This window comes from Geothrix alkalitolerans, assembly GCF_022808885.1.
GTDB classification, from domain to species: domain Bacteria; phylum Acidobacteriota; class Holophagae; order Holophagales; family Holophagaceae; genus Geothrix; species Geothrix alkalitolerans.
In genome coordinates, this window is sequence record NZ_JAKZLE010000005.1 from 131,000 (window position 1) to 145,929 (window position 14,930).

The 14,930-nt window shown below is 67.5% G+C and carries 15 protein-coding genes; 10 read left to right on the forward strand and 5 right to left on the reverse strand.

The window, feature by feature from the left end; genetic code table 11:
* Positions 1 to 54 precede the first annotated feature (54 nt).
* The gene (gene gluQRS / locus MLJ35_RS11185; RefSeq protein WP_243384408.1) at positions 55 to 954 is read left to right on the forward strand and encodes a tRNA glutamyl-Q(34) synthetase GluQRS; all 900 of its coding nucleotides are present in this window, start codon (positions 55 to 57) and stop codon (positions 952 to 954) included.
* Between the two features lies 1 nt (position 955).
* On the opposite strand, the gene MLJ35_RS11190 is transcribed toward gluQRS, so the two are convergent.
* Together MLJ35_RS11190 and rpsT are read right to left on the reverse strand one after the other, a co-directional pair.
* The gene (locus MLJ35_RS11190; protein ID WP_243384409.1) at positions 956 to 1,291 is read right to left on the reverse strand and encodes a DUF5329 family protein; all 336 of its coding nucleotides are present in this window, start codon (positions 1,289 to 1,291) and stop codon (positions 956 to 958) included.
* 59 nt (positions 1,292 to 1,350) lie between these two features.
* Positions 1,351 to 1,614, reverse strand: coding sequence for a 30S ribosomal protein S20 (gene rpsT, locus MLJ35_RS11195; protein WP_026853326.1), 264 nt, complete (start codon positions 1,612 to 1,614; stop codon positions 1,351 to 1,353).
* A 177-nt stretch (positions 1,615 to 1,791) separates the two neighbouring features.
* Between rpsT and MLJ35_RS11200 the strand changes: the two genes are divergently transcribed.
* From MLJ35_RS11200 to MLJ35_RS11210, 3 genes are read left to right on the forward strand one after another with little or no spacing between them, the layout of a single operon-like run.
* On the forward strand, positions 1,792 to 2,622 hold the full coding sequence (locus MLJ35_RS11200) for a transketolase (protein ID WP_243384410.1): 831 nt from the start codon (positions 1,792 to 1,794) through the stop codon (positions 2,620 to 2,622).
* A 38-nt stretch (positions 2,623 to 2,660) separates the two neighbouring features.
* Positions 2,661 to 4,460, forward strand: a complete 1,800-nt coding sequence (gene argS / locus MLJ35_RS11205) for an arginine--tRNA ligase (protein ID WP_243384411.1) — start codon at positions 2,661 to 2,663, stop codon at positions 4,458 to 4,460.
* 31 nt (positions 4,461 to 4,491) lie between these two features.
* A complete protein-coding gene (locus tag MLJ35_RS11210) occupies positions 4,492 to 6,102 on the forward strand; it encodes a CTP synthase (protein ID WP_243384412.1) in 1,611 nt (536 codons plus the stop codon).
* Between the two features lie 64 nt (positions 6,103 to 6,166).
* On the opposite strand, the gene MLJ35_RS11215 is transcribed toward MLJ35_RS11210, so the two are convergent.
* Positions 6,167 to 7,477 carry a citrate (Si)-synthase gene (locus MLJ35_RS11215; protein ID WP_243384413.1) on the reverse strand — a complete coding sequence of 437 codons (1,311 nt, stop codon included), beginning with the start codon at positions 7,475 to 7,477 and terminating at the stop codon, positions 6,167 to 6,169.
* Between the two features lie 178 nt (positions 7,478 to 7,655).
* Between MLJ35_RS11215 and MLJ35_RS11220 the strand changes: the two genes are divergently transcribed.
* The 3 genes from MLJ35_RS11220 to MLJ35_RS11230 all read left to right on the forward strand — a co-directional run bounded on the left by MLJ35_RS11220 (position 7,656) and on the right by MLJ35_RS11230 (position 11,450).
* Positions 7,656 to 8,621: a DUF3187 family protein gene (locus MLJ35_RS11220; protein ID WP_243384414.1), complete on the forward strand. Its 966-nt coding sequence runs from the start codon at positions 7,656 to 7,658 to the stop codon at positions 8,619 to 8,621.
* A 37-nt stretch (positions 8,622 to 8,658) separates the two neighbouring features.
* Positions 8,659 to 10,170 (forward strand): lysine--tRNA ligase, encoded by a 1,512-nt coding sequence (gene lysS, locus MLJ35_RS11225; RefSeq protein WP_243384415.1) that lies wholly within the window; start codon positions 8,659 to 8,661, stop codon positions 10,168 to 10,170.
* Between the two features lie 152 nt (positions 10,171 to 10,322).
* Positions 10,323 to 11,450, forward strand: a complete 1,128-nt coding sequence (locus MLJ35_RS11230; protein WP_243384416.1) for a DegT/DnrJ/EryC1/StrS family aminotransferase — start codon at positions 10,323 to 10,325, stop codon at positions 11,448 to 11,450.
* Between the two features lie 12 nt (positions 11,451 to 11,462).
* Here the strand turns inward: MLJ35_RS11230 and MLJ35_RS11235 are convergent, their stop codons facing one another.
* Positions 11,463 to 11,846 carry a PilZ domain-containing protein gene (locus tag MLJ35_RS11235; RefSeq protein ID WP_243384417.1) on the reverse strand — a complete coding sequence of 128 codons (384 nt, stop codon included), beginning with the start codon at positions 11,844 to 11,846 and terminating at the stop codon, positions 11,463 to 11,465.
* 217 nt (positions 11,847 to 12,063) lie between these two features.
* Between MLJ35_RS11235 and rplI the strand changes: the two genes are divergently transcribed.
* The 3 genes from rplI (at position 12,064) to MLJ35_RS11250 (ending at position 14,022) form a co-directional block, all read left to right on the forward strand.
* Positions 12,064 to 12,513 carry a 50S ribosomal protein L9 gene (rplI, locus tag MLJ35_RS11240; RefSeq protein ID WP_243287079.1) on the forward strand — a complete coding sequence of 150 codons (450 nt, stop codon included), beginning with the start codon at positions 12,064 to 12,066 and terminating at the stop codon, positions 12,511 to 12,513.
* A gap of 110 nt (positions 12,514 to 12,623) precedes the next feature.
* Positions 12,624 to 12,923: an HU family DNA-binding protein gene (locus tag MLJ35_RS11245; protein ID WP_026853313.1), complete on the forward strand. Its 300-nt coding sequence runs from the start codon at positions 12,624 to 12,626 to the stop codon at positions 12,921 to 12,923.
* Positions 12,924 to 13,392: 469 nt separating this feature from the next.
* Positions 13,393 to 14,022, forward strand: coding sequence for a YqiA/YcfP family alpha/beta fold hydrolase (locus tag MLJ35_RS11250; RefSeq protein ID WP_243384418.1), 630 nt, complete (start codon positions 13,393 to 13,395; stop codon positions 14,020 to 14,022).
* Here MLJ35_RS11250 and MLJ35_RS11255 read toward each other — a convergent pair.
* Complete coding sequence (locus MLJ35_RS11255) at positions 14,019 to 14,930, reverse strand: LysR family transcriptional regulator (protein WP_243384419.1); 912 nt, start codon at positions 14,928 to 14,930, stop codon at positions 14,019 to 14,021. The genes MLJ35_RS11250 and MLJ35_RS11255 overlap by 4 nt on opposite strands.

Genomic DNA, 14,930 nt, shown 5'->3' on the forward strand with positions numbered 1-14,930 from the left:
AGCTGTCGGCTTTCAACTGAGAGCTGACAGCCGATCGCTGATGGCTTCCCATCCATGACCACCGGCCGCTTCGCGCCTTCGCCCACCGGGATCCTCCACCTGGGGAACCTGCGCACGGCGCTGGCGTCCTGGCTGTCGGCGCGCGCGGCGAGGGGGCGGTGGCTCGTCCGCCTGGAGGATGTGGACGGCCCTCGCTGCCGCCGGGAACTGGGCGAGGCGCAGCTGCGGGATCTGGCCGCCCTGGGGCTGGTGTCGGACGCGCCCGTGGTCTGGCAGTCCGAGCGCGGGGCGACCTACCGCGCGGCCCTGGAGACGCTGCACGCGGCCGGACGCCTGTATCCCTGCGCCTGCACCCGCAAGGACTTGCAGCTGCTCGCCTCGGCGCCCCACGCGGAGGACGGCCTGCGGCCCTATCCCGGCCGCTGCCGGGACCGGGCCTGGGAGGGCTTTGACCGGGCCTTGAGGCTGCGGCTGCCGGAAGGTCCGTTGGCCTGGGAGGACCGCGTGCTCGGGGCTCAGACGGACGATCCCGCCGTCTTCACGGGCGATCCGCTCCTGTTCCGCCGGGACGGGTGCTTCGCCTACCACCTGGCGGTGGTGGTGGATGACGGGGCCCAGGGCGTGACGGAGGTGGTGCGCGGCGCGGACCTGCGGCCCGTCACCGCCACCCAGGTCCGCCTGCAGGAGGCCCTGGGCCTGCCGCGCCCCGCGTACGGGCACCTGGGCCTGGTGGCCGCACCGGACGGGGGTCGCCTGGGCAAGCGGGCCGGCGCGCTGGGTGTCGCGGCCCTGATGGCCGGAGGGGTCGCCGTGCCCGAGATCCTGGGCTGGCTGGGCTGGAGCCTGGGCTGCCTGGCTCGGCCGGAACCCTGCCGGGCCGAGGACCTCGTCGACGCCTTCGCCTGGGACCGTGCGCCGGCCGGAGAGGTTCGTGTGCCGGCGGCCTGGACTTGATTCAGCGCGCGGCTTCCATCCGCTTCAGCTCGGTCCACAGCCAGTCCCGGGAGAGGACCGTGCGTCCGTCCGTCAGCCGGATCTCGTAGGGCTTGCCGCTCATGGAACTGCCCGTGGCGCAGTACTGGATGAACTCCGGGGCGGTCTTCACGCGCTTTCCGGCATTCCGCCACTTCAGGCGGAGGTGCTCCGCGGCCTGGGCCGGGGTGTGCTCGCTTCCGTTCCGGATGAACACGGCGCCCTGGAGCGCCGCCACCGCCTGGATGAGGGCCTCGATCTTCTGGGCCTCGGGCATCGGGGCAGGGGCGGCAAGGAGCAGGAGCGGAACCGGGATCATGTCCCTAGCATGACAAAGGACCCGGCTCTCCGGGTCCTTTGCGCAAGATGGGAGGCTGATTAGGCCAGGTTGTTCACTTTCTGAGCCAGGCGGGACTTGGTGCGGTCGGCGGCGTTCTTGTGCATGACGCCCTTCCGGCAGGCCTTGTCCACGAGGCCCTGGGTCAGGGGGAGCTGCTTGGCGGCCTCGGCCTTGTTGCCGCCGGCGATGAGGGCCAGGAAGCTCTTGACGGCCGTCTTCAGGGTCGAGCGGTTGCTGCGGTTGCGGAGGCGGGCCTCGGCATCGCGACGAGCCTTCTTGGCAGCGGACTTGTGGTTGGCCATGGGCGGGATCTCCAGCTCCCCTGGAAACCCCGGGAAGCGCGAAAGACCATCCTATCGCAAAAAGCCTGATGGTCAAGGGCAAAAGGCGGGGCTGAAGGCCCATTCGCCCCCTTCCGGAGCGCCCCTCCCCAGGGCATCCTGGTCGGAGGCGAATGGCCTCCCGGGAAGGATGGGGTCATGCCTCAGAAGAAATTGGAGTCCGTCGTGGATCTGGCGGCGAAGGCGAAAGCCCTGCGCCGGGACGTGCTGCTGCAGGTCTACAAGGCCCAAAGCGGCCACCCCGGCGGCAGCCTGAGCTGGATCGACATCGGCGTGGCGCTCTACTTCCACGAGATGACCGTGTTCCCCGAGGACCCCGCGAACCCCGCCCGTGACCGCTTCGTGCTCTCCAAGGGCCACGCCTGCCCCGCCCAGTACGCCCTCCTCGCGGACCAGGGCTTCTTCCCGAAGGCTTGGCTGGAGACCTTCCGCCAGTACCCCACGAGGCTCCAGGGCCATGCCGAGAACCACTACACGCCCGGCGTGGAGGTGACGACCGGCAGCCTGGGCCAGGGCCTGCCCCAGGCCGTGGGCATCGCGCTCGGCCTGAAGGTGCAGCAGGCGGCCCAGCGCGTCTACTGCGTGGTGGGCGACGGCGAGAGCCAGGAGGGCGTGATCTGGGAGGCGGCCATGGCCGCGCCCCACCACAAGCTGGACAACCTCTGCGTGTTCCACGACCTGAACGGCCTGCAGATCGACGGCGAGGTGAAGAAGGTCATGAACATCAACCCGGTGGCGGACAAGTGGCGCGCCTTCGGCTGGGCCGTGAAGGAGATCGACGGCCACGACTTCACCCAGATCCTGGAGGCCCTGGCCTGGGCCCGCACCGTGAAGGGCCAGCCCGCGATGATCTGCGCCCGCACCGTGAAGGGGAAGGGCGTGAGCTTCATGGAGAACCAAGCCGGCTGGCACGGCGTGGCCCCCAAGACCGAAGACTACGAGAAGGCCCTGGCCGAGCTGGCCGACTGACCGAGCACTGAAGACTGAAGACCGAGGACTGAAGACTGATGGAATCCCTGCGACACACCTTCGAACAGCGGCTGGCGGCGGCCCTTCCCGGCGTGGAGATCTCGCTGGAGCGGCCGAAGACCGGTGAGCTTGGGGACCTGGCCTTCCCCTGCTTCCGTGCCGCCAAGCAGCTGGGAAAGAACCCCGTGCAGCTGTCGCAGGAACTGGCGGCTTCCATCGCCATCGACGGGGCTACGCTCGTGGCGGCGGGCCCCTACCTCAACTTGAAGCTGGCGCCCGAGACCCGCGCCCAGTCGGTGCTGGGCGCCATCCTCGCTTCTCCCGCGAACCGGCCTTTCGGTTCACGGCCCGTCAACGGCAAGAAGGTCATCGTCGAGTACAGCTCGCCCAACATCGCCAAGCTCTTCACCATCGGCCACCTGCGCTCCACCATGATCGGTCACACCCTGGCCCAGGCCCACCAGTTCCTCGGCTACGAGGTGATCCGCCTCAACCACCTGGGCGACTGGGGCACGCAGTTCGGCACGTTGCTGGCGGCCTACACCCGCTGGGCCCAGGCGGAGAACGCGAACCTCGAGCAGGACTTCGACTGGGCGGAACCCGCGCCGGAGAAGCGCCGCACGCCCCTGTTCCGGCTCTTCCAACTCTACGTGCGGTTCCACGCAGAGGAGGAGAACGACCCGGCCATGCGCGACGAGGCCCGCGGCTGGTTCCGGCGCCTGGAGGAGGGCGACCTTGAAGCCCGCCGACTCTGGAGCTGGTTCCGGGAGATCTCCCTGCGCGAGTTCCAGCGCATCTACGATCGCCTTGGCGTAAGCTTCGACACGCTGGAGCAGGGCGAGGCCTTCTACGAGGACCGGCTCGTCCCGACCATGCAGCGGCTGGAGGATGCGGGCCTGGTGGTGGAAGGCAACAACGGCGCCCGCATCGTGAACCTCGAGGACGTGGGCATCAGCACGCCCTGCCTGGTGCAGAAGGCCGACGGCACCAGCATCTACGCCACCCGCGACCTGGCGGCGGCGCTGTACCGCAAGGAGGCCTACGGCTTCGACCGCTGCCTGTATGTGGTGGGCACGGACCAGGTGCTGCACTTCCAGCAGATCTTCGCCGTGCTCGACAAGCTGGATCCCTGGTTCAAGGGCCGCATGCTGCACACGCCCTTCGGCATGGTGAAGCTGCCCGAGGGCAAGATGAGCACCCGCAAGGGCAATGTCATCTTCCTGGAGGACGTGCTGGACGAGGCTCGCGAGCGCGTGGCCTCCATCATCGACGAGAAGAATCCCGAGCTGGCCAACAAAGCCGAGGTGGCCGAGATGCTGGGCATGGGCGCCGTGGTGTTCTTCGATGCCATGAACGATCGCGTGAAGCCCATCACCTTCACGTGGGACCGCGTCATCGCGCTCGACGGCGACACGGGCCCCTACGTGCAGTACGCCCACGCCCGCATCATGAGCGTGCTGCGCAAGGCCGGCGGCGAATGGGCGGCGAAGGCTCAGACCCAATCAGCCCAGGGTCCTTTCCTTTCCTACTCGGAAGCGCAGCTCCCGAGCGATCTCGCAGGCCTCGACGCACCCGAAGCCCAATCCCTCCTCTTCGAGCTGGCCGGGCTCCCCGTCGCCATCGCCGCCGTGGCAGAAGGCTGCATGGCCACGCCCCTCGCGCGCCAGCTCGTGACCGTGGCCCGCTCCTTCAGCGGCTACTACACCAACTGCCCCATCCTGGCCCCGGAGAATGCGCCGGAAGTCCGCGACGCCCGACTCACCCTCTGCGTCGCCACCGCCCGCGCCCTCCGCCAGGGCCTCCACCTCATGGGCATCCAGGCCCCGGAGGAGATGTGACCTTCGCCGAATCCCGTTTCCAGGAGATCCCATGACCAAGTACGTGTTCGTGACCGGCGGTGTGCTTTCGAGCCTGGGCAAGGGGATCGCGGCGGCCAGTCTGGGCGCGCTGCTGGAGGCCCGAGGGCTGAAAGTGACGCTCATGAAGATGGATCCCTACCTCAACGTGGATCCGGGCACCATGTCGCCCTTCCAGCACGGCGAAGTCTTCGTGACCGACGACGGCGCGGAGACGGATCTGGACCTGGGCCACTACGAGCGCTTCACCTCGGTGCCCACCACGCAGAACCACACCATCACGACGGGCCGGATCTACAACACGGTGATCCAGAAGGAGCGCCGAGGCGACTACCTGGGCAAGACCGTGCAGGTGATCCCCCACATCACCGACGAGATCAAGGGGGTGATGAAGAAGGTCGCCAAGGACATGGACGTGGTGATCATCGAGATCGGCGGCACGGTGGGCGACATCGAGAGCCAGCCCTTCCTGGAGGCCATCCGGCAGTTCAAGCTGGAGGTGGGCCTGGATTCCCAGATGAAGGCCAACGCCCTCAACATGCACCTCACCTACGTGCCCTTCATCAAGGCCGCGGGCGAGCTGAAGTCGAAGCCGACCCAGCACAGCGTGAAGGAGCTTCGGGCGCTGGGGATCCAGCCGGACGTCCTGCTCTGCCGCGCGGAGCAGGACATCCCCCGCGACCTGAAGGACAAGATCGCCCTGTTCTGCTCCGTGACGCCGGATGCCGTGTTCAGCTGCCGGGACGCGCACTCCATCTACGAGGTGCCCCTGAACCTGCACCTGGAGGGCCTGGACGCCAAGGTCGCCGCCCTGCTGGGCCTCGGCGAGAAGGAGCCGGACCTGAGCGCCTGGCAGAACCTCCTCCAGCGCATCCGCAACCCCAAGGGCAGCGTCCGCATCGGCATCGTGGGCAAGTACGTGGAGTTCAAGGAGAGCTACAAGAGCCTCATCGAGGCCCTTCACCACGCCGGCTACGGCCTGGAGACCCACGTGGACCTCAAGTGGATCGAAGCCGAGGAGCTGGAGACCCAGGATCCGGCGGCCTTCCTCCAGGACTGCCACGGCATCCTCGTGCCTGGCGGCTTCGGCGTGCGAGGCACCCGCGGCATGATCAAGTCCATCCAGTACGCCCGGGAGCACAAGATCCCCTTCTTCGGCATCTGCCTGGGCATGCAGATGGCGTCGGTGGAGTTCGCGCGGAACGTGGCCGGGCTGGAGGGCGCCGACTCCACCGAGTTCGACGACGCGCCCAAGCACCGCGTGATCTTCAAGCTGCGCGAGCTGGTGGACGTGGAGGAGCTGGGCGGAACCATGCGCCTGGGCGCCTATCCCTGCCGCCTCACACCGGACAGCCAGGCCGCGAAGGCCTATGGCAGCACGGAGATCAGCGAGCGCCACCGGCACCGCTACGAGTTCAACCACGAGTACCGGAAGGCCCTGGAGGACAAGGGCCTCCGCTTCACGGGCATGAGCCCCGACGGCGTCTTCGTGGAGATCGTGGAAGTGAAGGACCATCCCTACTTCTTGGCCTGCCAGTTCCATCCCGAGTTCAAGAGCCGCCCCCTGAACCCCCATCCGCTCTTTACCGCCTTCGTGAAGGCGAGCGCCGCGGCTCGCAGCTGACCTTCCCCAGAAACAGAAAGGGCGGGCCATCCGGCCCGCCCTTTCTGTTTCTGGGCGCTGGCAGCTACTTCCGTCCGCCCTTGGCCGCCCAATCCTCGAGCATGTCGGTGGTGACGGACTTGGGTCGCTCCAGGGCATAGCCGAGGGCGCGGTCCCAGGTGATGTTGGCCAGCACGCCCAGGGCGCGGCCCACGCCGAAGAGCACCGTGTAGAAATCGTACTCCTTGAGGCCGTAGTACCACTGGATCACGCCGCTCTGCGCATCCACGTTGGGCCAGGGGTTCTTGGTCTTGCCCTGCTCCGTGAGCACGCCGGGGGCCACCTTGTAGATCATGTTGACCAGCTTGAAGAGCGGGTCGTTGGGCAGGTGGTTGAGGCAGAATTCCATCTGGGCGGTGTAGCGCGGGTCGGTCTTGCGCAGCACGGCGTGGCCGTAGCCGGGGATGACGTGGCCGCTGTTCAGCGTGTCCCACAGGGCCTGCTTGACGTTCTCTTCCGTGGGCTCGGCGCCGTTGAGCTTCTTCTGGAAGCCCATGATCCAGTCGAGCACTTCCTGGTTGGCCAGGCCGTGGAGGGGGCCGGCCAAGCCGTTCAGGCCGGCGCTGAAGCTGTAGTAGGCGTCGGAGAGGGCGGAGGCCACGAGGTGGGTGGTGTGGGCGCTGACGTTGCCGCTCTCGTGGTCGCTGTGGAGGATGAAGTACATCCGGGCCACATCGTCGTAGGGCTTGGCGATGCCCATCATGTGCGCGAAGTTGGCGCCCATGTCGAGGCCGGCCTTCGGGGCGATGATGTCGCCGTTCTTGTACTTCCAGCGGTAGATGAAGGCCGCGATCTCGGGCAGGCGGGCCACGAGGTTGCTGGCGTCCTCGTACATCGTGTCCCAGTAGTCGGTCTTCTTCGTCTCGTGGTACTTCGCGGCGAACTGGCTCTCCTTCTGCATGGCCAGCACGGCGGTGGACAGCATGGCCATCGGGTGGCTGTCCTTGGGCATGGCCTTCAGGATGTCGAAGACGTAGGCCGGCACTTTGGCGCGGCTCTGGAAGTCGGCCAGCACCTCGTCGGCCTCGGCCTGGGTGGGGATCTCGCCGGTGAGCAGGAAGTACCAGAAGGACTCCACCGTCGGGTACTCGCCGCCCTTGGCCTTCGGCAGCGCCGCGAAGGTTTCGGGGATGTTCTTCCCGCGGAACCGGATGCCCTCCTGGGGATCCAGGTACGAGATGTCGGTTACGAGGCAGCGGACGTCCCGCGCGCCGCCGATGCACTGGTCGATGGTCACCTCGTCGATGACCACCTTCCCGTGTTCCTTCACCAGAGCGGCGGTACGGGGGCGATGCTCCTGGATCTTTTCCAGCAGGCGGGATTTCAGACGTGACATGGCTGACTCCTTGAAGAAGAGCGGTGGAAGGGGCGCGTTAGGAAGGAACGGGGGGGGAATCATCATCATGGCATCATCTATCGCGTCGCGATGCCATTCTTTAATGACCATCAGGGAATGAATCTAGCACCATTCCTGTCCACAGGATCGAGTATGTATGGAGTGCGGGAGGGATGCCGTGACCTTCGTCAAGCCGGGAGTGTTGATTATCTCAATGGTGGCTTTGGGCCTGGGCGCCCAGGAGACGCCTCGGCCCAACCGGGTGGCCTGGTTCGAAGGATTCCCGGAGCCCCTGCCGGAGGGGATGAACGAGCTGGCGCTGGAGGCAACCAGCCAGATGCTGCGTCCGGACTTGGAGCATAGCGCCGATGGGCGCACCTGGGCACGCCTGGATGGCGAGGAGTGGCAGCTGACCTGGGACTGGGCCACGAGGGTGGGGGCCTCGCGGATCAACATCCGGACCCGCGTGGCCTCTCGATCTGGCGGCATCGCAGATCAGGCCATCACGAACTGGCACACCCTCCTGAACCTGCCCCAGGGCGGACGGGAAGACGCACCGAAGAACCGCCTGGTCTACCACCTGGAGCGGGATGGGCGCGTGATCGGCGACCTGACCCGGCCGGGCGTGGCCCTGATGGATCTGGATGTGGCATGGGTGCGTCCCTTCGGCACCGCGGACGCGGGCGGGCGCATCGGCGCGTCGCTCCAGCTGCCCACGGGCAGGCAGTCCGACTTCTCCGGCAGCGGCGGCACCGATGGTCTCGTGGGGGCGGCGGCGTGGAAGCGCCTGGGTCGCATCAAGCTCTTCGGCCAGGCGGAGCGCGTGATGCTGGGGCTTCCCCAGCACAGCCCGCTGCGGGAGGTCATGGACCACACCTCCTTCAACCGGGCCTGGGCCACGGTGGCCTGGCTGGGGCAGGGCCGGGGCCTCATCGACGGCCTCGGCCTCGAGGTCAGCGTGGGCTACGCCGGCAGTCCCTACCGCACGGGCCTGGCCCGGCTGGACCGGGCGGGGTGGCAGCAGCACTGGACCCTCCGCCACACACGGCTGCCCCGCTGGCGCTTCGGATTCAGCGAAGAGGCCGGCACCTTCACGGCTCCGGACATCTCCGCCTACGTGGCCTACCGCTTCGACGGGAGCTGACCTGCCTGTAAACTAAATGATTCGTGCCGGAGCTCCCATGCAGCCCAACCAGTACCGCGACATCCGCCTTGAGAAGCTCGACAAGCTCAAGGCTCTGGGACTGGACGTCTGGCCACGGAAGGCGAAGCGCACCCACGGGGTCTCCCAGCTTGCGGAGGCCTATGCGGATGCGGAGGCCTGGCCCAACGAGAAGCTCGAGAGCCTGGGCATGACCGTGTCGGTCATGGGGCGCGTGCTCACCATCCGGGAGATGGGCAAGAGCGTCTTCGCGCACCTCACGGAGAACGGCGAGAAGCTCCAGGCCTTCTTCCGCAAGGACGACGTGGCGGAGCCCGGCTGGGACGTGCTGAAGCTCCTGGACATGGGCGACTTCATCAGCGTCACGGGCCCGCTCATGCGCACCAAGACCGGCGAGCTGAGCGTGCGGGTGAAGGAGGTCCAGTTCCTCAGCAAGGCCCTGCTGCCCCTGCCCGAGAAGTGGCACGGCCTCCAGGACAAGGAGCAGCGCTACCGCCAGCGGTACCTCGACCTCATCTCCAACGGCGACGTGCTGAAGACCTTCCAGACCCGGTCGCGCATCGTGAGTGGCATCCGGCGCTTCATGGAGGGCCAGGGCTACCTGGAGGTCGAGACGCCCATGATGCAGCCCATCCCGGGCGGCGCCACGGCCCGGCCCTTCATCACGCACCACAACGCCCTGGACATGTCGCTCTACCTCCGCATCGCCCCGGAACTGTACCTGAAGCGGCTCATCGTCGGCGGCTTCGAGAAGGTCTTCGAGATCAACCGCAACTTCCGCAACGAGGGGCTGAGCGTCCGCCACAATCCCGAGTTCACGATGATGGAGTTCTACGCCGCGGGCCAGGATCTCCGCGACATGATGGCCCTCACGGAGGATCTGATCTCGGGCCTGGCGCGGGACGTCATGGGCGCCGAGACACTCCCCTGGGGCGAGCAGCCCATCTCGTACGCCAAGCCCTTCCGGCGCCTGACCCTGAAGGATGCCATCGCGGAATACGGCCACGTCGATCGGCACCTCCTGGAGGACGGCGACAGCGTCCGCGCCCTGGCAAAGGCTGTCCACATCGAGGACACCGCCACCAAGACGGTGGGAACCTTGCTGGGCGACCTCTTCGAGCACCACGCGGAGAAGCAGCTCATCCAGCCCACCTTCATCACGGACTATCCCATCGAGCTGTCGCCCCTCACCAAGACGCTGGAAGGCGACGACCGCTTCGTGGATCGCTTCGAGCTCTTCGTGGGCGGCATGGAGCTGGCCAACGCCTATTCCGAGCTGAACGACCCTGTCGACCAGATGGGCCGCTTCCAGGCCCAGATGGCCGAGCGGGACGCCGGCAACGACGAAGCCATGCTGCTCGACATGGACTTCGTCACCAGCCTGGAGCACGGCTTCCCCCCCACCGGCGGCGAGGGCATCGGCATCGATCGCCTGGTGATGCTCCTGACCAACAGCGCCAGCATCCGCGACGTCATCCTCTTCCCCCTCATGCGCCCGACGAAGCCGTCGGAGAGCGAGGAAAAGGAATAAACGCCAACCGCAGAGAACGCGGAGAACGCAGAGAAGAACCAAGGCGATCTTCCTCCGCGTTCTCTGCGTTCTCCGCGGTGAAACCCCGCCTGGATGTGACAGAATCTGGCCCCTTCCGCTGCCATACTTGAAAACCTTGATTGGAGGCTCCCATGGCCGTCCCGATGCTTGAGCTTGCCCCGCAGAATGCCGCCGTGAAGGCGAAGGTGCTGGAGGGGCTCTCGGGTCTCATCGACCGTTCCTCGTTCATCTTGGGCGAGAACGTGAAGGGCCTGGAGGCCGAGATCTCCGCCTACGCAGGTGCCGCCCACGCCGTCGCCATGTCCAGCGGCACGGACGCCCTGCTGGCGGCCCTCATGGCCCTGGGCATCGGCCATGGCGACGAGGTGATCGTTCCCAGCTTCACCTTCTTCGCCTCGGCGGGCGTGGTCTCGCGCCTGGGCGCCAAGCCCGTCTTCATCGACCTCGATCCGGCCACCTTCAATGCCACGGGCGCCCTGGTGGAAGCCGCCATCACGCCCCGCACCAAGGCCATCATGCCCGTGCACCTCTTCGGCCAGCTGGCGGAGATGCCCGCCATCATGGCCGTGGCGAAGAAGCACGGCATTCCGGTGCTGGAGGATGCCTGCCAGAGCCTGGGCGCCAAGGGCTGGGGCAAGTCCGCGGGCCAGTTCGGCGACATGACCGCCTACAGCTTCTATCCCACCAAGAACCTCGGCGCCTTCGGCGACGCGGGCATGACCGCCATCCGCGACGACGCGACCCTGGGTGCGCGCGTGCGGCGCATCCGCGTCCACGGCATGGAGCCGGTCTACATGCACCACGAGGTGGGCATGAACGGTCGCATGGACGAGTTCCAGGCCCTGGTGCTCCGCGCCAAGCTGCCCATGCTCGACGGCTGGCACGAGGGGCGCCGGAAGCACGCCGCCTGGTACCTGGAGCGCATGAAGGGCCTGACCGCCGACGAGGCCGTGCTGCCCCGCGAGGTGGTCCCCGACGGCCGCCACATCTACAACCAGTTCACCATCCGGGTGAAGGGCGGCAAGCGCGACGCCCTCCAGGCCCACCTCAAGGAGCGGGGCATCGGCAGCGCCATCTACTATCCCATCTGCCTCCACGAACAGCCCTGCTTCAAGGACCTCGGCTACAAGGCCGGCCAGCTGCCCGAGTCCGAGCTCGCCGCCAAGGAAGTGCTCAGCCTTCCCGTCTACCCCGAGATGACGGCGGCCATGCTCGAAGAGACGGCGACGGCGATCCTGGCCTTCTTCGGCAAAAAGTAGCCTCCCGGAGGTTCAGGCCCCCGATCCCCCGTCGGCCGTGACCGTCTCCACCCAGGCGGCCAGCGCCTCGCTGGTGGCGGGGGGCACGTCCTGGAACTGCAGGCCCATCCCCACCTGCTCCTCCGTCTGGCCGCTGGCGGAGTACCCCAGCATGTAGGCCACGGTCGCCGTGATGGGTTGCTTGGGGAGGTCGGGATGGCCGAGCACCAGGCCGTCGAGGGTTGTCCCCGGCAGGAAGAAGCGGGCGGTCCGTCCCGGGACGAGGGCAAAGCAGCCACCCGCGCTCAGGTTCATGATGCGGACTTCACGGAAATCGTAGCCATTCAGGCTGAACGAGATGGTGAATTCAGGGCCGGTGACGACGCGGGCCTCACGGCGGTGATCCTGGCTGTTCATGGACGGAGCCCCCTCGATCCGGAAATCCCTGGTTGGGTATCGGACGATCCGTGGATAAACTGGACTTTCTGATCGGCCTGAACCCACCGGGGGACAGGGCGGGTTCCTGGGAACCCGGCCCTGACGGCGCAGGACGCCGTCTCACCCAAGCGGGGACAACGCGGGCAAGCAGCGCTGGCCGGACCCTCCATCCACCCATTCTATTCCTGGAGTTCCCATGGAAATCCTCCTCATCGAGAATGTGCCCAGCCTCGGCGCCCGCGGCGACGTCGTGAACGTCAAGGACGGCTACGCCCGTAATTTCCTGCTGCCGCGCAAGATGGCCCTGCCCGTCACCGCCGGCAACAAGCGCCAGATCGAGCTCGAGAAGATCCGCGCCGAGAAGCTCCGCGCCAAGGAACTGGCCGATGCCAAGAGCCTGGCCGAGAAGCTCGAGGCCGTGAGCCTCGCCGTGGCCAAGAAGGCCGGCGAGAACGGCCACCTCTTCGGTTCCGTCACCAATGCCGATGTCGCCGAGCTCTTCAAGGGCAAGGGCTTCACCCTGGATCGCCGCGACATCACCGTGCCCCACATCAAGGATGCCGGCACCTATACCGTGGATGTCCGCCTTTACAGCGGCGTGCACGCCAAGGTCAGCCTCGAAGTCACCGCCACCGCGGCCGAGTAGGCCCGCCCACGACCCATCCCCCCACCCGGCCGGCTCCTCGCGGAGGCGCTGGTCCTGCCGGGATTCCGCGCCGTCGGATCCCGCCACACCCCATCCCAAGGAGTCCATCCATGGCGAAGACCACTGCCAAGCCTGAAACCCTCGGCATCGCCGAACTCGCCGCCACCCTGGCGGAGGCCCAGGACCTCTCCAAGGCCCGCGCCAAGGCGATTCTCGACGGCGTCCGCGACCACATCGTGGAGACTCTGCTCTCCGGCCAGCGCGTCAACCTCTTCGGCCTCGGCACCTTCGAAGTGCGCGCCACCAAGGAGAAGATGGGCCGCAACCCCAAGACCGGCGAAAGCATCCAGATCCCCGCCGGCCGCAAGGTCGTCTTTAAGACGGCGAAGGGCCTCAAGGATCAGATGTAACCGACCGCCGGGTGACGGAGAACGCGCCAGTGGCGCGTTCGGAGTCGGGACCCGGCGAGGAGGTTATGCCACAGACGCAGAAGGCCGCCGCAAGGCGGCCTTCGTCGTGTGGGAGAGACGACCTTGCGGCCAGGCAAGGTCGTCTTCACCATCCGACCGAAGCATCGCGGAGGGAGGATAGGGCCGCATCGGCACAGCCGATGGCGGGGGCGAAGCCCCGAGGGCCGGAGGCCCGAGCCAGGACGGCCAAGGGGCTGAAGGACCAGATGTAACCGACCGCCGGGTGACGGAGAACGAGCCAGTGGCGCGTTCGGAGTCGGGACCCGGCGAGGAGGTTATGCCACAGACACAGAAGGCCGCCGAAAGGCGGCCTTCTCTTTGATAAAGAGATCTTCTGCTGCCAGCGAAGCTGGCAGCCCTGGGCCAAACCGCATCGCGATTTGGCGCCCTCCGAGCGCATGATCAGGTGATGGACCTGATCTACCTCCACGGTTTCTCCTCCGCCCCCAACGGGAACAAGGGGCGCTTCACGCGGAAGTGGGCGGAGGCCCGCGGGATCGCCTTCCATGCGCCGGACCTGAACCTGCCAACCTTCGAAGCCCTCACGGTCACGGCCCAGGTGGAGGCCGTGGAAGCGCTGGTGCGGAGCCTTCCCGAACCGCCGGTGCTGGTGGGGAGTTCCCTGGGCGGGTTCGTCGCCACGGCGGTGGCGCACCGGGGCAGCCCGCTGCGGTCCCTGCTCCTCCTGGCTCCGGCCATCGGCTTCGCCTCGCGCCGCATGACGCATCCCGCCTGGGCCGCCTACCGGGAGCGCGGGGAGATGGTGGTCTTCCATCACGGCGAGGGACGACCCCTGCGGCTGGGTCCGGACCTGCTCCGGGACCTCCCGCGCTGGCAGGGCGATGAGGCTTGGCGCATTCCCGTGCCCACGGTGATTCTCCACGGCCGGGCGGACGAATCCGTCCTTCTGGTGGAGAGCGAAGCCTATGCGGCGCGGAACCCGGGCGCCGTCCTCCACATCCTCGAGGATGACCACGGGCTGCTGACCCCGCCATCGCTGGCCTGCCTGGAAGCGGCACTGGATGGGGCCTTCCACTAGGATCCGAACTCCGCCGGGCTCAGCCCCTGCAGGTAGCGCGTGAGCAGCTTCTGCTTCTCCTGGCTGGCCTTCACCTTCTTCTGGTAGATGGAGAAGCGGTCCTCGGCGGGCCGGATGGCGGGGAAGAGGGCCACGAGGTCGCCCCGCTCCAGCTCCTCCAGCACGCTGTAGCGCGGCACCAGCAGCGCGCCCATGCCTTCCGCCGCCGCGTGGATCATGGCGCGGATGTGGTCGATGGCGATGAACCGCTCCAGCTGGGGCTGGTCCCGGCCGGGGACGGCCATGAGGAAGCGGTTCCACCAGGTTCCGGCCTTGTCGAGGGACAGCACCGGGCACCGCCCCAGGTCGCCGGGGACCCGGATGCGGTGCACCTTGCGGAACGCAGGGGCACAGGCCACCACGTAGGTCTCCCGGAAGAGGGGGGTCTTCTTCAAGGAAGGCAGCAGGTGCTCCAGGCAATCGATGATCAGGTCGAGGTCGTCGCGCAGGAGGGGCGCCAGCAGGTCGTGGCTGAGGGTGAAGTCGATCTCCAGATCCGGGTTCGCGGCCAGGAAGGGCTGCATGTGGCGCATGAGGATGCTGCTGCCGAACTCCACGGTGGCGCCCACGCGCAGCCGCCCCTTCGACAGGCTCTGGTGTCGGCGCAGGTCCTCCGAGGCCGCGTCCAGGGTCGCGAAGACCTGCTCGCAGGCCTGGTAGAGCCGGCGGCCCTCCTCGGTCAGGCCCAGGCTGCGCCCCCGGCGTTCTAGGAGCCGGACGCCAGCCAGTTCCTCCAGCCTGGCCATGGCATGGCTGACGGCGGACTGGGTGCGGTTCAGGCGGCGGGCACAGGCCGTGAAGCTGCCGGTCTGGGCCAGGGTGAAGAAGGTGCGGAGCTGGGGGAGATCCAGGAGGGCGTCCATGAACAT